Here is a 19,984-nt window from a genome sequence, read left to right as displayed (position 1 = left end):
TGGTTGGGGTGGGGGGGAGAAGAGAAAGTGTGTCGCCATGCGGCCCCTCTCCCCTAGGGCTGATCTTGTTTTCCCCCCCCGGTTTTGGGGGGGCCCCCCCCCCCCTCCCCCCCCCCCACGACCACCAGCCAGGCGACGTTCGTGAGGACGATCGCCAGCCACAACGGCCACAGGCGGCGGCCCGGCACCCTGCCGGGTTCGGCCAGGTAGGCGTCCAGCGCCTCCGCGACCTGGTCGTCGATCTCGTCGCGCAGCTGCGGGCTCAGGTCAGACATGCGCCGGCTCCCACCATGAGCAGCGAAAACACCACGTCGGCGTGGCCGCCAGTGCTGCGCGTCCCGCCGCCCCGAAAAGTCTTCGCCTTGTCCCCATGCGAGCCACGGTAGCGATTGCAGAGATTCTTTGCAAACATCCTCTGTAGTACGCTCCAACCATGGTCGAACGTCCCGAACGGCGCGTCCTCACCGGCGCGGATCTCAAGGCCTTCTACAAGGCCCTCGCCAACCCGGTGCGCCGTGACATCCTGTCCTACCTGGGCAAACACGGCGAAGCGAACTCGACGAGCGTCGCGAAGGCCCTCGGCGAAAGCACCGGGACGACCAGCTACCACCTCCGCAAGCTCGCCGACCTCGACCTCATCGCGGAGATCGAGGAGCGCTCCACGGGCCGCGAACGCTGGTGGAAGTCGCTGATGAAGGACATCTACACCCCACCGGGCCTCGAGATGACCCCGGACGAGCGCGAAGCGGCGACGAAGCTAGGCGCCCTGAAGATGAGCCACGACCTCGGCCTGGTCACGCGCGCGTACGCGGGTTACGACAACTCCAGGGGCTGGAACCAGATCTACCGCGCCGGCCTGCACCTGACGAAGGAGCAGGTCACGTCGTTCGTCGAGGAGTACCAGAACCTGCTCTGGAAGTACGTCACCGAACCGGGAAAGCACCCGCAAGGCTCCCGCGCCCTCGCGGTGCGGCTCATCGTGGTGCCCGAGGAAGAGTCCACGGAGGACTCCGTCCCGCGACCTGAGGAAGACGGCGACTGAGACTAGCCGCGCAACTACCCCTTAATGCGTATGAACTCCTTCAACCACACCACTGCTCCACCTGATCCCGTACGCGAAGCCAGGTGCCAAGTGACGAAACCGTACGTGCACCTCGCCCGCGTTATCGACTGTCAGCGGGGCGCCACGCGGCGACGGTTCACGCGTGTCGACCTGGAAAGTCTTCTCCAGCCGCACTATCCGATCCGGCACACGGTCACCAAACCGGACGTGCAGATCGAACAGATCGCAAGGATGTCGCGGCACACAGACGTAATGCGGCTGACTCAAACGCGCCCGGAACCGGAGTCCGATCTCATGCCGCTCGCCGCGGCGCAACGGTTCTGGCAGACGCAACGACAATCCGATACGGTCACTCGACTCCATCACCCGGCCGACCAGCACGCCGCCGTGAAACACGTCGACATCGAGGTCTGACTCCCGCATCGATTCGGCAGAGTCGCCCGGCGCGACCAGTGTCAACGCGAGGTCCAGTTCGCCGACTTCGTCGACGTCGGCGACTACACGGCGGAATTCGAACGCTTCCGCCACCGGCTGATCCAGCGCCAGTGAGACGCGCAGTTCTTCGGTGTGCCAACTCCGACTCGGATAGCGAGGCCCCAGGCTCGACTCGCCGACCGCCACGGCCAGCGCGGCAAGCTGCTCGATTCCCTCGTCGATCCGCCGCCGCACCGTTCGATCGTCGCGGTCAAGGGTGATCGCCGCCCAGTGCACCCGCTCCTGGTAGAACGGCTTGCGCGCCCGCTCATCCAGCGCGAACGCCGCGAGCAGAGCGACCTTCAGGTCGTCCGGCAAAGAGTCGACGAGCGGCCGCAAACGACCCGACAACTTGCGCCGCATCTCCACCGTGTCGTCATCTTCTAGAATGCCGCACGCAGCTCGCAGAGCAGGCCCGACGCGGTCCGTCAACGGCGTGGTGAAGACTCCCCGTCCCTTGCGCAGGACCTTCAGCTCACCAACCATGTCCGCAGTGCTGAAGGGGATCATCCCAACCCCCAATGCGCGATCAGGGAAGCAGCCGAGGAGCCGGCCGCGCGGAAGCCTGTCCCATCGAAGTCTTTCTCCGGGACAATCGAAGATCGCTTCCGCACGGCCGCTTTCAGGAAATCCAATGCGGTCGAACCCTGCCGAGACGTCCGACTTGGCTCGCGAGTACACAGCTGGCGCCGGATGCCGCGAGGGCTGCCTCCAGCGGATAGCCGCGCGTGATCAAGAACCCCGTGAAGGCCTGGATCGCGATGACGATGATGATCGTCCGTCGCGAGGGCCCTCCGGGTTCCGGCGGATCAAGATCGGGAGTGCAGGGCTTCTCCCTACGAATTGGTGACACTGAGTCACCATCCTTTCTGCTCTGTGGCCCAGGCGTTATCCGACATGAGCGGCCAGGGTTGCAGCCCCGAACCACGCGGACGTGATGATTCTTACGCAAGGCAAGCAGAAGAGGAAAGAAGGTCTACGCAGAGTAGCGGAGCAGTGACAGGTTCGAGGGGGCCACCAGCTGCAACCGGAGACCCCCTCCGCGAGACCGCCTGGACCAACAGACAGATCGCTGGTTCAAGAGTTACGGCACACCCGAGGTGCGACGCAGCTTTTGACCACTTTTCGTCCAGAACATGTCCAAGATCTGTCCAGTTTTGCAGACGTCCAGCGACCTGACCTCCACGCCCGTCAACGCCCTGGTCAGGAGCCTCGAGCCCACGTCCCGGCAAATCGTTCCTGAACCAGCTCCGACACTAGCCACCGGAAACGCCTGCGCCCAGAAGTATTTCCGCAATTATCATCGCGTCTATTAACCGATGCTCGAAATGCACGTCGTAGCTGCAAGTGGAGCGGAAGAGTCCACGGAGGACTAGAGCCCGGACACCCGCAGCGTGATGTTCAGCCGCCCGGTCAGGCCCAGCGCGGGATCGGCCGTGCCCGCCAGCGTCCGCGGCACGCCGTGGTAGGCGAAGCGGGACGCGCCACCGAACACGAACAAGTCGCCCGAGTGCAGTTCGACGTCAGTGTACGGCTTCGCGCGCGACTCCGTGTTGCCGAAGCGGAACACGCACGTGTCGCCGAGGCTGAGGGACACCACCGGCGCCGAACTCTGCTCGTCCTTGTCCTGGTGCTGCCCCATCTTCGTCTTCGCGGCGTAGAAGTTGACCAGCGCCGTGTCGGGCTCGTAGTCCTCGGCCGGCTCGCCGTACGCGTCCGCGAGCGCGCGACGGCCGAGGTCGCCGAGCCACTCCGGGAACGGCAGCACCGGCTTGCCCTCGTCGGTCGTGCGCGAGTAGCCGTACGGGTACCAGTGCCAGCCGAGGCAGACCGTCTTGACCGACATGACGCCGCCGTTGGGGTACGTCGTGTTGCGGTAGCCGGGCCAGCCGCGGCAGGCGGCGACGAGCTCACGCTGTTCGTCGAAACCGAGCCAGTCGGGCACGTGCACGGCGCCGGGCGCGAGTTCGGCGCGGGGGCGCGGCAGGAGGGCGTCCATCACCTCGATTGTGCCGGAGACTCCCGGCGCACACTCTCGGTCACCGATGAAGAGACAACCCGGTGACCGCGGACCGTGACCTCCGTGGCGGCAAACAGCCGCAGGAGGCGTCCCCATGGACCAGCGGGACGCTCCTGCGGCCTATTCCCCTCGCGTTGGGCCACCATCGCTAGACGTTCCCACACCTGAATGTCACAAGACCAGCGTCGATCAGCTACGAACGGGTCACTTGACCGGACGCCGCGATTCAGTCACCGAAAGTCACCACGGTGACTCCCGCCTGCGCCGGGACGGGGTCGTTCATCGCGGCCAGCGCGGCCGGGACGTCGTCGAGCCCGATCCGGCGGCCGATCAGCGCGGCGAGGTTGATGCCCGCCGCGTCCACGACGCGCAGGAGCTCCGGGTACTCGTGGGCCTGCAGGCCGTGGATCCCGACCAGCTCCAGCTCACCGCCGATCACCCGGTGCATCGGGATCGGCGCGACACCCTGCGCGGGCGGCATGAGCCCGGCCTGGACGTGCCGCCCGCGCTTGCGGAGGCTGCCGACCGAAGCGGCACACGTCGACGGCGCGCCGAGGCAGTCGAGCGAGACGTGCGTGCCGCCGCCGGTCAGCTCGCGCACATGCTCGGCGACGGCTTCCGGGCCGTCGAAGGCCGACGAGTCGACGGTGTGGACGGCGCCGGACTCGGCGGCCAGCCGGAGCGCGGCCGGCGAGACGTCGACCGCGACGACCTTCGCGCCCGCCGCGACGGCCAGCAGCACCGCGGAGATCCCGACCCCGCCGCAGCCGTAGACCGAGACCCACTGCCCCGCGCTGACGCGGCCCTGCCGCAGCACCGCGCGGAACGCCGTCCCGAACCGGCAGCCGAGGGCAGCGGCTTCGGCCGCGCCGAGGGAGTCCGGCAGCGCCACCAGGTTCGTCTCGGCGTGCTCGATCGCGACGCGCTCGGCGAACGCCCCCCAGTGCGTCGCGCCGGGCTGGAACTCGCGGTCGCAGATCTGCTGGTCGCCGCGGGCGCACTGGGCGCACGCCCCGCAGGCGCAGACGAACGGCACGGTGACGCGCGCGCCGAGCTCCCACCCGCGCACGCCTTCGCCGAGCGCGACGATCCGGCCGGCCAGCTCGTGCCCGGCGACGTGCGGCAGCTTCACCGCGGTGTCGTGGCCCTGCCAGGTGTGCCAGTCGCTGCGGCACACCCCGGTCGCGTCGACCTCGATCACCACGCCACCCGGCGCGGCCACCGGCTCCGGCACGTCCCGCACCACGGGCGGGCGACCGAACTCCTCCATCACGACAGCTCGCATGCTCGCGAGCCTACGTGCTCACCTGAGCGGTTTTCCGTTGGTGCCGCTCAGTTGAGCGGCGGTTGCCGAACGTGGAAACGCGTTCTGCCGCGCGGCGGCCCGAGGAGCCTGCTGAGCGAGCCGTCCGGCACGTTCAGGATGTCCTCGAGATTCCGCAACGCCTCCAACGACTCCGGCCGCTCGGGCCGGCACCGCCCGGACTGCCAGTGGCTGAGGGTGGCCAGGCTGACCGTGGTTCCCCTGCCGCGCAAGCGATAGCGGATCCGGTCGAGGCCGAGCCCACGGGCCCGGATCGCCGCCCGCAGGGCCAGGTCGAACGGCCCGGCGGCGAGCAGCTGGCTCAGCTCCGCCTGTTCCCCCCGGTCGATGGTGCGTGTTCGCTGACCGGTCATCACAACGCTCCGAAGCACTCCCGAATACGGAAAATTGGAGCGTAGGCCCAGCGTCGCAAGATCGGAAGGGCCCTCACCCACCTGCCGTGCGCGCCTCGGCCGCGATCGCCGCGAACGGTTCCGCGTAGCCCGAGTTGATCGTGACGTAGGCAATCCCCCACCGCTCCCGCCAGCCGAGAAGCCTTTCCACCGCTTGACCTGGATCTTCGGGCAGCACGGTGACGGCGCCGGCCGCGGCGAGCTCGGGCACGTCGACCCCGGCCCACCGAGCGACCCCCGGCGACGGCGCGTCCCCGACGGCCATGAGGTTCAGCCCGAGCTCGATCTCCGGCAGCCGCGCCCCGGCGAGCGCCCGGAATCGATCCACAATGGACTGCGCCTGGGCCTCGGTGGTCTTCGGCGCCCAGGTGAAGGTGACGGTGTCGGCTTCTTGCGCGGCGAGCGCCAGCATTTTCGGCCCCCCGCCGGCGAGAACCAGCCGCGGGCGGTCGATCGATCGCTTGAAGTGTGTGATCGTCTCGGCCATCCGTGTGATGCGCTCACCCGGTGAGGCGAATTCCCGGCCGAGGTCTTCGGTGTGCTCCTTCGCCCCGGGCCGCCCGACCCCGAGCCCGAGCTCGAACCGCCCACCGGTCTGCTGGTGCAGGGTCCGAACCTGCCAGTCGAGGGCGCGGGCGTCCCGGAAGGGGTCGGCGAGCACGAAGGTGCCGAGCCGCAGCTTGGTGGTGACGGCGGCCGCGGCCCCGAGCAGGACGAAGGGATCGGCGGAACCGACGGGATCGGTGGCGAGCAGGGTGTCGAAGCCGAGATCCTCGGTCCGCCGGGCTTGGGCCGTCCAGGCGGCCAGGTCGGGCGCGTAACCGGCGACGATGCCGAAGCGGAAGGGAGTCATGCGGGCCATGGTCGGCTTCGCAGGCCTGTCACCACATCCGCTTCAGGACGTCATCCGCGCGTACGCCGCTCAACGCAGGGTGACCGACAAGGCCTGCGCGATCTCCTTGCCGATGGCATGCGTAGCCGCATCCGGCGGGGAACCCACCTTCACCACCAACGGCCCGCCGAACGGCTGCCGCTCCACCACCTCGATGCGTTCGCCCAGGTTGATCGCGTGCTCCGTCAAATACCGCAGGAGCTCCGGGTCCGTGTCCCACACCCGGACGATCTCGCCGACCGCGCCCGGCTCGAGGTCGTCCAGGATGCGGACCGAGAGCTCCTCGACGCTGCCGTCCGGGGCCGGGATCGGGTCGCCGTGGGGGTCGCGGACCGGGTTGCCGAGCTTGGCCGCGATGCGCTCGACCAGCCTGTCGGACACCGCGTGCTCGAGTGCGTCGGCCTCCGCGTGGACCTCGTCCCACGTGTAGCCGAGCTCGGAGACCAGGTACGTCTCGATCAGCCGGTGCCGCCGCAGGACCGAGCGCGCGAGCAGCCTGCCGTCCGCGGTCAGCTCGATCCCGCGGTACGGGACGTGCGTGACCAGCCCGAGCTGGGACAGCTTCGTGACCATCCCCGACGCCGAGGACGGGCTGACCTCCAGCCGGCCGGCGAGCGAGGTGTTCGTGACCGCCTCACCCCGCTCGACCAGGCCGTAGATCACCCGGACGTAGTCCTCGACCGACGAGGACCTCCGGACCGAACCATCTCCCATGCCGCATACGATACGGGGCCCGGTTCTTTCTCGTGAAAGTTCACGGCCGCCAGCGGTAGCGGATCCAGCCGGGCACCGGTTCCGCGCCGAGCTGGGCGTAGAACGCCTCGCCCTTCTCGTTGCCCGCCTGCATGTCCCACTCGACGCGGCCCGTGGTGCGGTTGCGCAGCTCGTTGAGCAGCTCGCCGCCGAGGCCGTGACGCCGGTGGGCGGGCCGGACGAACACGTCGTCGAGCCAGATCCCCGGCCGGGCCTCCCACGTGGAGAAGTTCCAGCTGCAGAAGGCGAAGCCGGCGACCGTGCCGGGCGCACCCGGCGGGGTCGCGATCAGCACCCACGCCTTGGGATCGGGCCCGAACAGGTGACCGCTCATCTCGGCGCGGTCCAGCTTCAGGTCGTGGTTGTCCTCGTAGACGGCGTGCTCTTCGATGAGCGCGCAGATCTCTTCGATGTCTTCGAAGACGGCGTCGCGGACGGGCATCTCGCCTCCCGTTTCTGTCGGTGGTGGTCGTTACTGTCGGCTCAGGAGGTGGTCGATGTCACCAGAAGAGCGGTTCGAGGACCTGGTCGAGGAGTACACCGGGCGCCCGGGCATCACGCCACCGGGCGCGACCGGCGGCTTCGGGCGTTCGGCGCTGCGCTCGCACGGGCGGATCTTCGCCATGTTCGTCCGCGGGCAGCTGGTGCTCAAGCTGCCGAAGGCGCGCGTGGACGAACTGGTCGAAGCCGGCCACGGCGTGCGCTTCGACGCGAACAAGGGCACCCCGATGAAGGAGTGGCTGGCGCTGGCGAACGACTCGCCCGAGCCGTGGCGGGAGCTGGCCGACGAGGCGCTCGAGTTCGCCGGCGGCGCGCGATGAGCGAGCACGCCGGCTACCGGGAGGCGGTGATGCGTCACGATGGCGCCTGATATCGCAGTTCGCCGCCCACGGCCGTGCCCAGCACGCGCAGGTCGTCCAAAGCGGACTCCTCCAGCGGCGACCCGGAAAGCACCGCGAAGTCGGCGAGCTTCCCCGGCTCGAGCGTGCCCAGCTCTCCCTCCGCGAAGGTCGCGTACGCCGAGCCGTACGTGTACGCGCGCAACGCCTCCTCCGGCGTCAGCGCCTCTTCGGGCGAGAAGGGCGCGCCAGACGCCGTACGCCGGCGCACCATGTCGGCCAGCGCGAGCAGCGGAGCGCCGTTCACCACGGGGCGGTCCGAAGACGCGGGAAGCACACAACCCGCGTCAAGCACGCTTCGCAGCCGGTAACACCACGGCACGCGCGCCTCGCCGAGGGCGGCGCGCATGCCGTCGCCGAGCTCGTTGACGAACCGTCCCTGCGGCGAAGCGATCAGCCCCAGCGAAGCGAGTCGAGTCAGCTCCGCGGGCTGAAGCACGGCGCAGTGCTCGATGCGGTGCCGATGGTCCGTACGCGGCGAAGCGGCCAATGCGGCTTCGTACGCGTCGAGCACGACGGTGATCGCGCGGTCGCCGATCGCGTGGGTCGCGATCTGCCAGCCCGCGTCGTGCGCGCGCCGGATCGTGGTCGCCAGGGAGTCCTCGGGCACCTGGAAGTAGCCGCGGTTGTCCGGCTCGCCGTCGAACGGCTCGTGCATCGCGCACGTCCGCCCGACCAGCGAGCCGTCCGCGAACAGCTTCATGGGCCCGACGCGCAGCCAGGAGTCGCCGAGGCCGGTGCGCAGGCCGAGGTCGAGGCCGAACCCGGCGCCGTCGGGCAGGTCGTGCAGCACGCTCGCGGCGACCATCACCGTGCTGCGCACGCGCAGCACGCCGGCCTCGCGCGCCTCCTGGTAGGCGGCCAGCTCCGCGGGGGTCTCCCCGACCAGCCCGCCGCCGATCCCGGCCTCCTGGACGCTGGTGATCCCTTCCGAGAGATACCGCTCGGACGCCCGGTCGAGCCCGCGCACGACCCGCGAAACCGGCGTCGGGTAGATCAGCGGCCGCAGCAGCAGCTGGGCCTGCTCGCGCAGCAACCCCGTCGGCGAGCCGTCGGCGGCGAGCACCACGTCCCCGCCGACCGGCACGTTCGCCAGGTCCAGCTGGTCGAGAACGGCCGAGTTGACCACGGTCATGTGCCCGGACGTGTGCTTGAGCCGCACCAGCATCCCGGGCGCCGCGCGGTCCAGGGCGTGGCGGTCCGGGTGGCCGCCCACGAGCTTGTTCTGGTCGTACCCGCTCCCGACGACCCAGCTCCCGGCGGGCAGCGACGCGGCCCGCGCGGCGACGGCGTCGTAAACCTCCTCGACGCTGCGGCAGCTCCCCAGCGCGACGTCGTCCAGCGCCATCCCGAACCACGCCATGTGGTTGTGCGCGTCGTGGAACCCCGGCACGACGAACCCGCCCGCGAGGTCGACCCGCGTGCGCGCGGACAACGCCCGGGCGTCGTCCCCCAGCGCGACGACCCGGCCGTGCAGCACGGCGACCGCGCTGGTCACGCCCGTGCCCGTCCACACCGTGGCGTTCTCGTAAACCGCGTCGACCCGCATATCTCCAGAGGCTATCGATCGATCGATCGAACGTCTAGCATCGGCGTCATGCCCACCGTGAAGTTCGCCGTCGAGGACGGCATCGCGCAGATCCGGCTGAACCGGCCCGAGCGGCTGAACGCGGTCGCCGCCGTCCTGGTCGACGACTTCCTCGCCGCGCTCGACGCGGCCGCCCGCAGCGACGCCCGCGTCGTGGTGCTCTCCGGCAACGGCCGGGCCTTCTGCGCCGGTCACGACCTCAAGGAGCCCACCCCCGAGGGTGACTCGCGGGCCCGGCTGGACCGGCTCCAGGACGTCACGCGGCGACTGCGCGCCCTGCGTCAGCCGGTGATCGCCGCGGTACACGGCTACGCGATCGGCGCCGGCGCGGAGTTCGCGCTGGGCTGTGACCTCATCCTCGCCGCCGAAGACGCCGTCTTCGCCTTCCCGGAGGTCTCGCTCGGCCTGAGCGTCACCGGCGCCGCGTCGCGGCTGCTGCCGCTGCTGGTCGGCCCGCTCAAGGCGAAGGAGCTCCTCCTGCTCGGCGAGCGCTTCGACGGCCGGAAGGCCGCGGAGCTCGGCATGGTCAACGCGGCCGTGCCCGCCGACCAGCTCCAGGCCGAGGCACGGAGCTGGGCGAAGCGGATCGCCGAGCACCCGCCGGCCGCCGCGGCGATGGCGAAGCGCGTGCTTGACACCCCGATCGACGTCGAACCCGCGCTGGAGCTGGAAGTCAGCCACGCCCTCATCACCGAGCACTCGGCCGCGGTCGCCGCGTCCACGGAGGCCTTCCGGAGCCGGACGTGACGCCGCTCGCCGACGTCGGGACGCTGCACCAGCTCGTCACGCGCGCAGCCGAGCTGTGGCCGGAGCGCACGGCGTGGGTGTTCGACGAGAACGACCAGCGCTTCACCTTCGCCGACGTCGACCGGCTCAGTTCACACGTCGCCGCGGGCCTGGGCCGGCGTGGCATCGGTCCCGGCGACCGAGTCGCCGTGATGCTGCGCAACCAGCCGGAGTTCCCGCTGACCTGGCTGGCGCTGGCCAAGCTCGGCGCGATCATGGTGCCGGTCAACACGAACTACCAGGAGTTCGACGGCGCCCACGTCCTCCGCCACTCGGGCGCGAAGCTGGCCGTCGCCGCACCCGAGTTCACCGACCTGCTCACCCGGATCGGCCTCACCGACGTCGTCACCCCAGCCGCACTTTCACGTGAAAGTGCCCACCTGGGGCCCGCACTTTCACGTGAAAGTGCGGGCTTCACGCCGGTGCCTGAACTCCCGGTGAACATCCAGTACACGTCCGGCACCACCGGCGCGCCGAAGGGCTGCGTGCTGCCGAACCGGTACTGGACCACCCTGGCCGTGGGCCTCGCGACGGACTTCCCGGCGATCGGCGAGTCCGACGTCGTCCTCACCGCGCAGCCGTTCCACTACATCGATCCACAGTGGAACGTCGCGCTCGGGCTCGCGGGCGGCGCCACGCTCGTCGTGCTGGACCGCTTCCACCCCAGCACATTCTGGGCGAAGGTGCGCGAACACGGCGTCACGTGGTTCTACTGCCTGGGCCTGATGCCGACGCTGCTGCTGCGCCAGGAGCCGTCCGCGGCCGACCGCGAACACCGGGTCCGCGCGATCTGCGCGTCCGCGATCCCGCGCGACCTGCACGCCGAGCTCGAACGGCGGTGGGGTGTGCCGTGGTACGAGGCGTTCGGGATGACCGAGACCGGCGGGGACATCCGGATGGGCGTCGCCGACCACGACGAGACCGTCGGCACCGGCTGCCTCGGCCGCCCCAGCCGCGACCGCGAGGTGATGATCGCCGGCGACGACGGGAAACCGTTGCCCCGCGGGGAAACCGGCCAGCTGCTGATCCGCGGGATCGGGCTGATGCACGGGTACCACGACGATCCCGAGGCGACGGCGAAGGCGTTCGAGAACGGCTGGTTCCACACCGGCGACCTCGCCCGCGAGGACGACGCCGGCCGCGTGTACTACGTGGGCCGCACCAAGGACATGATCCGGCGCAGCGGCGAGAACATCTCCGCCGACGAGGTCGAACGCGCGCTGCTGCTGCACCCGGCGGTGCGGCTCGCCGCCGTCGTCGCGGTGCCCGACGAGCTGCGCGGCGAGGAGGTCAAGGCGTACGTCGTGTGTGACGGCGAGCGCCCGGACCCGGCCGAGCTGGCCGCATTCTGCGCGGAAAAGCTGGCCTACTTCAAGGTTCCGCGGTTCTGGGCGTTCGCCGGCGAGCTGCCGATGACGCCGTCCGAGCGGGTCGCCAAGGGTGAGCTGCGGAAGGTGGCCGACCCGCGCGCCGGCTCGTGGGACACGAAGGCGGAGACATGGCTGTGAGCAGCCGGGAACGGGTCCGCGCGGCGGCCGTGAAGCTGTTCGCCACCAAGGGCTTCCACGGCACCGGCATCCGGGATCTGGCGCAGGAGGCGGAACTTTCGTCGGCGAGCCTGTACCACTACATGGGCACCAAGGAAGATCTGCTCGCGGAGATCATGCACACCGCGCTGAACCGCCTGCTCGACGCCGCCCGCGAGGCGACCGCCGGGAGTGCGGACCCGGTGCACCGGCTGCGCACGCTGGTCGCGCTGCACGTGCTCGCGCACGCCGTCGGGCCGGCGGAAACCCGCGTGGTGGACAACGAAGTCGACGTGCTTTCCCCCGCCGCACGCGAACCCGTCGTGGCGCTGCGCGACGCGTACGAACGGCTGTGGGCCACAGCGATCGACGAAGGGGTCGCGGCCGGGGTGTTCCACACCGAACACCCGGCGGTGACGCGGCTGGCGCTGCTGGAGATGTGCAGTGGTGTCGCGCGGTGGTATTCGCCCCGCGGCCCGCTGGCGCTGGACCAGCTCGCCGAGCACTACGCGGAGCTGGCGTCGAGGGCGCTGGCCTGCACGTCCCCGCCCGGAGTCACCGACTTGCGACGCTGCCGGGAAATCGTCGCGAAAGAGTGGGGCATGTCCGTTTAGCGGCGCTTTTACCTGTGTACGCCTTGCTCAGAACGCGTGCGTGGGGGACGCTCGAAGGGTGACTGAGGAAACGATCCAACTGGAACTGGACGACTCGGGTCTCGCGCCGGGCCTCCCGGCGCCGGCACACCCCCGCGATCAGGTGCAGGACGTACCCTACCGCCCGGTCGAGTTCCGCGATGACGATCTCCCCACCGCCCTCGAGCGGTGCTCGAAGTGGCTACGGCAGGCTCAGGAGTGGCTAGGTGAGCCGCTCGACGTGCTGGCCATCCACCTCGACTACGACGACCGGCAGGGCTCGCCGTACTACGACGTGAAACTGCTGTGCAACGAAGAGGACCTGGCGGGCGTGCCGATCGCCATCCGCAACAAGACGTAGCTCCGACTTGCCGTCAAGGCCACCTCGCGGACGTCCGGGAGGTGGCCTTGACGCACTTCGCGGCCTCAGCCGAGGACGCCACCGACCTTCACGTGCCCCTTGAGCAGGTTGCGCGCGATCGTGCGGCGCTGGATCTCGTCGGTGCCCTCGTAGATGCGCAGCAGCCGCAGCTCGCGGTACCAGCGCTCGACTGGCAGTTCCCGCGTGTAGCCCATCCCGCCGTGGATCTGCAGAACGCGGTCGACGATTTCGTTGGCCTTCTGGCCGCCGTAGAGCTTCGCGATCGACTGCGCGTGCCGCGAGTCGACACCCTGGTCGACCTGCCACGCGGCGTTGAGCACCAGCCACCGCAGCGCTTCCAGCTCGACCCCGGAGTCGGCGATCATCCACTGGATCGCCTGGCGTTCCGCGATCTTCTGCCCGAACGTCTCGCGCGTGTTGGCGTGTTCGATGGCCATCGTGATCAGCCGCTCGCACGAACCGATCGCGCGCGCCGGCAGGAGGTACCGGCCCTGGCCGATCCACTGCATCGCCAGTTCGAAGCCGCGGCCCTCTTCACCGAGGATCTGCGTTTCGGGCACGCGGACGTCCTGGAAGATCAGCGACGCCGGGCCCCACTCGCCCATGGTGTCGATGTATTCGGACTTCCAGCCGGCCTCGCGGTCGACCAGGAAGCACGTGACACCGCCGTTCGCGCCCTTTTCCGGGTCGGTGATCGCGAAGACCATCGTGAAGTCGGCCTCGTTGCCCCCGGTGATGAAGGTCTTCTCGCCGTTGATGACCCAGTCCGTGCCGTCCTTGCGGGCGGTGGTGCGGATGGCCTTGGCGTCCGACCCGGCGCCCGGCTCGGTGATCGCGAAGCAGGACTTGCGCTCGCCCGAGATGGTCGGCAGCAGGTAGGTCTGCTTCTGCTCTTCGTTGGCGTGGAACAGGATGTTGTCCGCGGCGCCGCCGAAGCGGAACGGCACGAAGGTGCGGCCGAGCTCGGCCTCCAGCAGCGCGGCCATCACGGCGGACAGGCCCATGCCGCCGTACTCCTCCGGCGTCAGCACGCCCCAGAAGCCGGACTCCTTGGCCTTCAGCTGGAGGTCCTTGAGCTCTTCGCCGGTGAGGCCGGGCTGGTGCGCGCGCTCGCGGCGGAGGACCTCCTGCTCGAGCGGGATCAGCTCGCGCTGGACGAACGTGCGGACCCAGTCGCGCACTTCACGTTCTTCGGTGCTGAGAGAAAAGTCCATCGGTGAGCTGCTCCTCCGACACTGGCTAAGCGCTTGCTTACATCGCCATTTTGCGCGCACCACCACCGGCATGCAAGGACACGACCGGATCGATCACGAGGCTGCCCGCGCCGTCGCCGGAAAATTGTGAAATCGGACACATCGTACGCCGACCTGGCGGTCGACGCGCCGCCGCCGCGCACTACGGCACCTTGGCCGGGACGCTCGAGGCGAACCTCAATGCATTGCGTGACGGGAAAGCCCTTTCCGGCGGTTACGGGGTGACCGGGATGTTCCAGGGCTCATCGGCGAGTTCGGCCGTGAATGGCTGGCGCAGATGGATGTCCTCGCGCAGGAGGAACGCGCTTTTGTGGCGTTCCTGCAAGGGATGTCCGAACGGCTCGGGACCGCGCACGGTCTGGTGCGCTCGACCGAGGAGAACCACGTGAGCATGCTGCGGGAGATCGGCCGCGGCCTGGACGCGGGGAGTGACCGGTGACAGGTCGTGCCCCTGGCGCACCCCGAGCAGAACGAAGGCCCCCGGGTGACGGAGTTCCGGGACGGGAACAAGTGGGAGACCTCACGGAAGCTGCCCTGGGACGAGTACGAGATTTCCGGGGAACGCTCCGGGACCGGTTCTTCGCCCACGCCGACGTGCTCTCCGGCCAGAAGATCGGCAGCCTGGACGAGCACGGCGAAGTGGCCAACACCCAGGTACTCGACGCGACCTTCGACCTGCTCGAAGAAGTCCGCCTCCGGCGCTCGATCGAGCTCACGGTCCCGGACCAGACCGCGGACGTGTGGACGAGCCTCACCGAGAACCTGAACTTCGCTCAACTTCCCGAAGACGCTGAAGGACGCCGCGGTGAAGGTGGTGAGCGAGGTCAAGTCGGCCGTCGACTCCGTGTCGGAGACCAAGAAGGACACCGGTTTCGGCATCGACACCAGCGACATCCACCTCGGCTACTACCGGTGTTTCGAGTCGTTCGTCAAGGCGGGTGACCTGGTGTGCTGGGAAGCGGCCGGCGCGGTCCCGGCTCATCACCGACGCGGAGAAGGGCCTCCTGTTCGTCCGGCGCAACTGGGTGCCGGCCCCGAACTGGTCGTAGCGCCCCCGGAATTACCCCAGTCCTGTGCCCGGGTTCGTGACAACGGCTTCGACGCCCGGGAGGATCGGGGACGTGATGGAGATCGTGGTCCGCTGGTCGCCCCCGCTGCCCGCCGATGAGCGCTTCCTGCGCTTGCTGGACGAGGTCGAGCAAGACCGGTTCGCGGCGTACCGCCAGGACGCGGACAAGCGGCGGTTCCTGACCGGCCGCGTGCTGGCGAAGACGGTCGCGGCGGAGTGGCTCGGCCGGGCGGTCGAGGCCGTGAAGTTCGACGCGACCTGCGAAGACTGCGGCAAGCCGCACGGCCGCCCGCGGGTGCCGGGCGCGGACCTGACGTTGTCGATCTCCCACTCGGGCGACCTGATCGGCGTCGCGGCGACCCCGTCGGTCCCGGTCGGCCTGGACGTCGAGACGGCCACCCGCACCGCCGACGAGAGGCTGATCGAGTACGCGCTGAGCCCGGCCGAGGCCGGCCACCTGACCGGGCTGACCGAGGCGGAGAAGGCGAGCGCGTTCTTCGTCTACTGGACGCGCAAGGAAGCGGTGATGAAGGCCACCGGCAAGGGCCTGCGCATCCCGCTGCAGAGCATCACGTTCTCCCGCTTCGACGAGCCGGCCCGCCTGGTGTCCTCGGGCGACGCGGCGCTCGACCCGGCGAAGACGCGCCTGGTGGACCTGAAGGCGTCGGACGGCTACCGCGCGGCCATCGCGGTGCTGACCACCGACGAGCTGTCGGTGGCCGAGGAGCACTGGGTCCCGCGGCCATAGTCATCAGCATGTCCACACCGGCGAGCACAGGTGAACCACGGTATCCCGTCGGAACGTCGCCGGCGGCCATCCGGGCCGCGCTGCTACCCGAGGACGTGCCCCGGTTCGACGAGGACTACCGCCACTCCCTTGACGTCGCCCGCGAGTCACTGAGTCTCACTGACCTGGTCGAAACGCTGGAGTCCTGGCGACGAGTCGCCTGGAGCACCGCGGCCGACCCCGCCGCGCACCGGCGCATGGTCCAGGCGGCAAACCAGACCCAGCACTCGGGGGAGCCACCTACCGGCACCCGGTCCTGGAGCTCACTCAAGGCGGAACTCGGCCTCTGACCGTGGCGTACGACATCGAGGTGTACCCCGACGTCCAAGACCAGATCCGCGCTTTGCCGAAGCTCAGCCCGGGATGTCCGCCAGGCCCATGGCCGCCAGCAGGGTCCGGAACTTCGCGGTCGTCTCGTCCAGCTCCGCCTGCGGGTCCGAAGCCGCGACGATCCCACCCCCGGCGTACAGGCGCATCGACGTCGACGCGATCTCGGCGCAGCGGATCGCCACCGCCCACTCGCCGTCGCCGGCCGCGTCGACCCAGCCGACCGCGCCCGCGTAGTAGTCGCGGTCGAACGGCTCCAGCTCCTTGACCAGCTCGCGCGCGCCCTCGGTCGGGGTGCCGCAGATCGCCGGGGTCGGGTGCAGGGCCGCCGCGAGGTCGAGGGCCGTGACGTCCGGGTCGGCCAGCTCGCCCGTGATCGGGGTGCGCAGGTGCCAGATGGCCGGCGTGGTGACCAGCTCCGGCCCGGCCGGGACGTCCAGCGTCCGGCAGAACGGCCGCAGCGCCTCGACGACGTAGTCGATCACCACGGCGTGCTCCAGCTGGTCCTTGCGGGACGTCCGCAGGGCCTCGCCGTTGGCGCGGTCGGTCGCCGGGTCGGCCGAACGCGGCATCGAGCCGGCGTGCGGTGACGAGAACACCGTGCGGCCGGTGCGGCGCAGCAGCAGCTCCGGCGTCGCGCCGACGAGCGACCGGCCGCTGGGCAGCTCGGCCGCGTAGGTGAAGTGCCGCGGGTTGCCGACGGCCAGGTTGCGCACGATCCGTTCGGCGGACACCGGCGCGTCGAACTCGAGGTCGAGGGCACGCGCGAGGACGGCCTTCCGCAGGTCACGCTCACGAAGAGCGTCGACGGCCGCGGCGACGGCAGACATGTGCTGCGCGGGTGAGGGCACCGCACGCACCCGCACGGGCGCGGGCAGGACCTCGCGCGGCAGGGTCGGCGCGCCTTCGGACCGGTGGACGGTCCGGGGCACCACCAGGTGACCCGGCACCTTCGTGTCGGGCCCGGTGTCGAAGGGCAGGACGCCGACGGCCAGCGGGGCGCCGGTCTCGGCCAGCACACCGGGGAGGGCCGAGGCCAGCCGCCTCGGGTCCGTCTCGGTGACGGTCCGGATCGTGCCCTGCGCGAGGAGTGCGCGCGAAGCCGTCGTGAACAGGAAGTCGCCACGCTGGTAGCGGGCAGCGAGGTCTAAGGCCGGGGTCGCCGGACTGACCGCTTTCGGGGGGTCCAGGGGGGCTTGCCCCCCGGCTGGGGTCTGGGGCTCGGCCCCAGGGGACTCTGCGCTCACCTCACCAGCGTCCCAGGCTTCGGGAGATCCGCGAGGGGAGTGTCACGAGCGACACTCCCCTCGCGGGAGCTCCTGGTGACGGGCTACTTGAGCGCGTCGATGAGCGCCTCGCGCTGGCGCTCGCCCAGGCCGGCGGCGCGCCGGTCCGGGTCGATGCCGGCCTGCTCGAGCAGGGCGGCGACCTTCACCGCGCCGAGGCCGGGGACGGCCTTCAGCAGCTGGGTGACCTTCGTCTTCCCGATCGTCTTGTTCTCCTTGGCCTGCTTGAGCACCTTTTCGATGCTCTCCTTGCCGGACTTGATCGACGCGAGCAGCTCCGAACGCGCCTTGCGAGCCTCGGCCGCCTTGGCGAGTGCATCGGCGCGCTGCTCCGGAGTCAACGTAGGCAGAGCCAACGTAGTAGTCCTTTCCTCTCAGGTCTCCGCTTTCGCGGCCGACGGCTTTTGTGAGTGCTTGCTGCTGCAAGCGCTGGCCAGCCGTCTCTTACCACGGCCCCAGTAAACGCCACCGGGTTCAACGCCGTGCAACCGACACGCACTTATTACCCCCGGAGGTGACGGCGGGCAACCCGCTCCGGCCTGCGGAAACGCTCCCAAGAACCGTCCCGAGTGGCCATACTCACCCGGAAGTGAAGCCTCCGCTACACCGGGTTTCGACGCATATTTCCTTGCTCACAACGAAAAGCGCAAAAATAGTCGATCATGATCACCGTTCGGTCGTCGCCCGATCGCGGGACGACCGTGACCGAACGGAGCCGTTGTTGACCATGCCCGCTTCACCCGATCCGCACTAGAGTCGGCGCAACCCCAGTTCACCGGCGAACGACCCCCCGGGAGCGACCATGTTGAGCACCATGCAGGACGGCCAGCTGTCGCTGGCGAACCTGCTCCGCCACGGCACGTCGGTGCACTCGGCGAGCGAAGTCATCACCTGGACCGGTTCAGAAAGCCGGCGCGAGACCTACGGCGACCTCGGCCGGAACGCCGCCCGGCTCGCGAACGCCCTCCGCGGCCTCGGCGTGACCGGCGACCAGCGCGTCGGCACGTTCATGTGGAACAACGCCGAGCACATGGCGGCGTACCTGGCCGTCCCGGCGATGGGCGCCGTGCTGCACACCCTGAACATCCGGCTGTTCCCCGAGCAGCTGACCTTCGTCGCCAACCACGCCGAGGACCACGTCGTCATCGTCGACGGCACGCTGGTCCCGCTGCTCGCGAAGCAGCTGCCGGAGTTCAAGACCGTCCGGCACGTCATCGTGGCCAACGGCGACGCGGCGTCGCTGCAGGCGCCGGACGGCATCCAGGTGCACTCCTACGCCGAGCTGCTGGCCGGCCAGCCGGACACCTTCGACTGGCCGGACGTCGACGAGCGCTCCGCCGCCGCGATGTGTTACACCTCGGGCACGACGGGTGACCCCAAGGGCGTCGCCTACTCGCACCGCTCGATCTGGCTGCACTCGATGCAGGTCTGCATGAGCGACAGCATGAACCTCGCGCAGAGCGACACGGCGCTGGCGATCGTGCCGATGTTCCACGCGATGGCGTGGGGCCTGCCGTACGCGGCGCTGATGGTCGGCGCGTCCCTCCTGATGCCGGACCGGTTCCTCCAGCCGGCGCCCATCGCGGCGATGCTGGCCGCGGAGAAGCCGACCTTCGCCGGCGCGGTCCCGACCGTCTGGCAGGGGCTGCTCGCCCACCTCGAGGCGAACTCGCAGGACATCTCGCACCTGCGTGAGGTCGTCGTCGGCGGGTCCGCGGTGCCGCCGTCGCTGATGCGCGCGTTCCAGGAGAAGCACAACGTGTCGATCCTGCACGCCTGGGGCATGACCGAGACGTCGCCGCTGGGCAGCGTCGCGCGGCCGCCCGCCACCGCGACCGGCGACGACGCCTGGCGCTACCGCTACACGCAGGGCCGCTTCCCGGCGTCCGTGCGGGCCCGGCTGATCGACGACGACGGCTCGGTGCTGCCCTGGGACGACGAGGCCGTCGGCGAGCTCGAGGTCCAGGGCCCGTGGATCGCCGGGTCCTACTACGGCGGGTCCGACATCGACCCGGACAAGTTCCACGACGGCTGGCTGCGCACCGGCGACGTCGGCCGGGTCAGCCCGGACGGCTTCCTCACCCTGACCGACCGCGCCAAGGACGTCATCAAGTCCGGCGGCGAGTGGATCTCCTCGGTCGACCTGGAGAACCAGGTGATGGGGCACCCGGCGGTGGCCGAGGCCGCGGTCGTCGGCATCCCCGACGAGAAGTGGGACGAGCGGCCGCTGGTCGCCGTCGTGCTCAAGGAGGGCCAGAGCGTCACCCCCGAGGAGCTGCGCGAGTTCCTCAGCGACAAGGTCGCGAAGTGGCAGCTGCCGGAGAACTGGACGTTCGTGGACGAAGTGCCCAAGACGAGCGTCGGCAAGTTCGACAAGAAGCGGATCCGCGCGTCCTACTCCGAGGGAAGGCTCGACATCGCGCAGCTCTAACGGGTAAATCTCCGGCGAGTCTTCATGTTCGTGGAGGCCACCTTGCGGAACCCTGTGTTCCTCATCGTGGCCTTCACGAACTTCACGGAGGGGTTCCGGG

Annotated in this window: 23 protein-coding genes; 11 read left to right on the top strand and 12 right to left on the bottom strand. The window is 69.8% G+C overall.

Translation table 11 applies throughout. From position 1 onward, the window contains the following. Positions 1-53: 53 nt before the first annotated feature. A complete protein-coding gene (locus ACZ61C_RS02745) occupies positions 54-275 on the bottom strand; it encodes a hypothetical protein (RefSeq protein ID WP_465302080.1) in 222 nt (73 codons plus the stop codon). A 158-nt stretch (positions 276-433) separates the two neighbouring features. On the opposite strand from ACZ61C_RS02745, the gene ACZ61C_RS02740 reads away from it, so the two are divergent. Continuing rightward, positions 434-1,042: an ArsR/SmtB family transcription factor gene (locus tag ACZ61C_RS02740; protein WP_465302078.1), complete on the top strand. Its 609-nt coding sequence runs from the start codon at positions 434-436 to the stop codon at positions 1,040-1,042. A gap of 21 nt (positions 1,043-1,063) precedes the next feature. Here ACZ61C_RS02740 and ACZ61C_RS02735 read toward each other — a convergent pair whose 3' ends face one another. From ACZ61C_RS02735 to ACZ61C_RS02705, 7 genes are all read right to left on the bottom strand, one after another. After that, positions 1,064-2,047 carry a hypothetical protein gene (locus tag ACZ61C_RS02735; protein WP_465302076.1) on the bottom strand — a complete coding sequence of 328 codons (984 nt, stop codon included), beginning with the start codon at positions 2,045-2,047 and terminating at the stop codon, positions 1,064-1,066. Positions 2,048-2,909: 862 nt separating this feature from the next. After that, positions 2,910-3,536, bottom strand: coding sequence for an alpha-ketoglutarate-dependent dioxygenase AlkB family protein (locus tag ACZ61C_RS02730; RefSeq protein WP_465302074.1), 627 nt, complete (start codon positions 3,534-3,536; stop codon positions 2,910-2,912). 247 nt (positions 3,537-3,783) lie between these two features. After that, positions 3,784-4,842: a zinc-binding dehydrogenase gene (locus tag ACZ61C_RS02725; RefSeq protein WP_465302072.1), complete on the bottom strand. Its 1,059-nt coding sequence runs from the start codon at positions 4,840-4,842 to the stop codon at positions 3,784-3,786. 47 nt (positions 4,843-4,889) lie between these two features. Next, positions 4,890-5,234, bottom strand: coding sequence for a transcriptional regulator (locus ACZ61C_RS02720; protein ID WP_465302070.1), 345 nt, complete (start codon positions 5,232-5,234; stop codon positions 4,890-4,892). 73 nt (positions 5,235-5,307) lie between these two features. Next, on the bottom strand, positions 5,308-6,126 hold the full coding sequence (locus tag ACZ61C_RS02715; protein WP_465302068.1) for an LLM class flavin-dependent oxidoreductase: 819 nt from the start codon (positions 6,124-6,126) through the stop codon (positions 5,308-5,310). 69 nt (positions 6,127-6,195) lie between these two features. Further along, on the bottom strand, positions 6,196-6,879 hold the full coding sequence (locus tag ACZ61C_RS02710) for a metal-dependent transcriptional regulator (RefSeq protein WP_465302066.1): 684 nt from the start codon (positions 6,877-6,879) through the stop codon (positions 6,196-6,198). A gap of 40 nt (positions 6,880-6,919) precedes the next feature. Then, entirely contained in the window at positions 6,920-7,360 is a 441-nt protein-coding gene (locus ACZ61C_RS02705; protein WP_465302064.1) for a GNAT family N-acetyltransferase, read from the bottom strand. A gap of 55 nt (positions 7,361-7,415) precedes the next feature. Here ACZ61C_RS02705 and ACZ61C_RS02700 point away from each other — a divergent pair, with 55 nt between their 5' ends. Next, the gene (locus ACZ61C_RS02700) at positions 7,416-7,739 is read left to right on the top strand and encodes a hypothetical protein (RefSeq protein ID WP_465302063.1); all 324 of its coding nucleotides are present in this window, start codon (positions 7,416-7,418) and stop codon (positions 7,737-7,739) included. 34 nt (positions 7,740-7,773) lie between these two features. Here the strand turns inward: ACZ61C_RS02700 and ACZ61C_RS02695 are convergent, their stop codons facing one another. Then, on the bottom strand, positions 7,774-9,366 hold the full coding sequence (locus ACZ61C_RS02695; protein ID WP_465302062.1) for an amidohydrolase: 1,593 nt from the start codon (positions 9,364-9,366) through the stop codon (positions 7,774-7,776). 48 nt (positions 9,367-9,414) lie between these two features. Between ACZ61C_RS02695 and ACZ61C_RS02690 the strand changes: the two genes are divergently transcribed. The 4 genes from ACZ61C_RS02690 to ACZ61C_RS02675 are packed head-to-tail and all read left to right on the top strand — an operon-like array spanning position 9,415 to position 12,710. Continuing rightward, entirely contained in the window at positions 9,415-10,152 is a 738-nt protein-coding gene (locus tag ACZ61C_RS02690; protein WP_465302060.1) for an enoyl-CoA hydratase/isomerase family protein, read from the top strand. Continuing rightward, entirely contained in the window at positions 10,149-11,699 is a 1,551-nt protein-coding gene (locus ACZ61C_RS02685; protein ID WP_465302058.1) for an ATP-dependent acyl-CoA ligase, read from the top strand. The genes ACZ61C_RS02690 and ACZ61C_RS02685 overlap by 4 nt, the downstream gene beginning before the upstream one ends. Beyond that, the gene (locus ACZ61C_RS02680) at positions 11,690-12,331 is read left to right on the top strand and encodes a TetR/AcrR family transcriptional regulator (protein ID WP_465302056.1); all 642 of its coding nucleotides are present in this window, start codon (positions 11,690-11,692) and stop codon (positions 12,329-12,331) included. Before ACZ61C_RS02685 ends, ACZ61C_RS02680 begins: the two co-directional genes overlap by 10 nt. A 58-nt stretch (positions 12,332-12,389) precedes the next feature. After that, the gene (locus ACZ61C_RS02675; protein ID WP_465302054.1) at positions 12,390-12,710 is read left to right on the top strand and encodes a hypothetical protein; all 321 of its coding nucleotides are present in this window, start codon (positions 12,390-12,392) and stop codon (positions 12,708-12,710) included. Positions 12,711-12,775: 65 nt separating this feature from the next. Here ACZ61C_RS02675 and ACZ61C_RS02670 read toward each other — a convergent pair whose 3' ends face one another. Further along, entirely contained in the window at positions 12,776-13,945 is a 1,170-nt protein-coding gene (locus ACZ61C_RS02670; protein ID WP_395920695.1) for an acyl-CoA dehydrogenase family protein, read from the bottom strand. Positions 13,946-14,261: 316 nt separating this feature from the next. On the opposite strand from ACZ61C_RS02670, the gene ACZ61C_RS02665 reads away from it, so the two are divergent. From ACZ61C_RS02665 to ACZ61C_RS02650, 4 genes are all read left to right on the top strand, one after another. Further along, positions 14,262-14,423 carry a hypothetical protein gene (locus tag ACZ61C_RS02665; protein ID WP_465302052.1) on the top strand — a complete coding sequence of 54 codons (162 nt, stop codon included), beginning with the start codon at positions 14,262-14,264 and terminating at the stop codon, positions 14,421-14,423. Between the two features lie 366 nt (positions 14,424-14,789). Beyond that, on the top strand, positions 14,790-15,152 hold the full coding sequence (locus ACZ61C_RS02660; protein WP_465302050.1) for a hypothetical protein: 363 nt from the start codon (positions 14,790-14,792) through the stop codon (positions 15,150-15,152). Then, a complete protein-coding gene (locus tag ACZ61C_RS02655; RefSeq protein WP_465302759.1) occupies positions 15,109-15,801 on the top strand; it encodes a 4'-phosphopantetheinyl transferase family protein in 693 nt (230 codons plus the stop codon). The genes ACZ61C_RS02660 and ACZ61C_RS02655 overlap by 44 nt, the downstream gene beginning before the upstream one ends. Positions 15,802-15,809: 8 nt before the next feature. After that, a complete protein-coding gene (locus ACZ61C_RS02650; protein WP_465302048.1) occupies positions 15,810-16,130 on the top strand; it encodes a DUF6247 family protein in 321 nt (106 codons plus the stop codon). Between the two features lie 63 nt (positions 16,131-16,193). On the opposite strand, the gene ACZ61C_RS02645 is transcribed toward ACZ61C_RS02650, so the two are convergent. Continuing rightward, positions 16,194-17,414 (bottom strand): isochorismate synthase, encoded by a 1,221-nt coding sequence (locus tag ACZ61C_RS02645; protein ID WP_465302046.1) that lies wholly within the window; start codon positions 17,412-17,414, stop codon positions 16,194-16,196. 83 nt (positions 17,415-17,497) lie between these two features. Then, on the bottom strand, positions 17,498-17,809 hold the full coding sequence (mihF, locus tag ACZ61C_RS02640; protein WP_026468624.1) for an integration host factor, actinobacterial type: 312 nt from the start codon (positions 17,807-17,809) through the stop codon (positions 17,498-17,500). Between the two features lie 446 nt (positions 17,810-18,255). Here mihF and ACZ61C_RS02635 point away from each other — a divergent pair, with 446 nt between their 5' ends. After that, positions 18,256-19,884, top strand: coding sequence for a long-chain fatty acid--CoA ligase (locus ACZ61C_RS02635; protein WP_465302044.1), 1,629 nt, complete (start codon positions 18,256-18,258; stop codon positions 19,882-19,884). Positions 19,885-19,984: the final 100 nt, after the last annotated feature.

It is taken from the genome of Amycolatopsis sp. NPDC104587 (genome assembly GCF_055583645.1).
The sequence above is the reverse complement of the archived record's forward strand: the minus strand, read 5'-3'. Positions and strand labels throughout refer to the sequence as shown.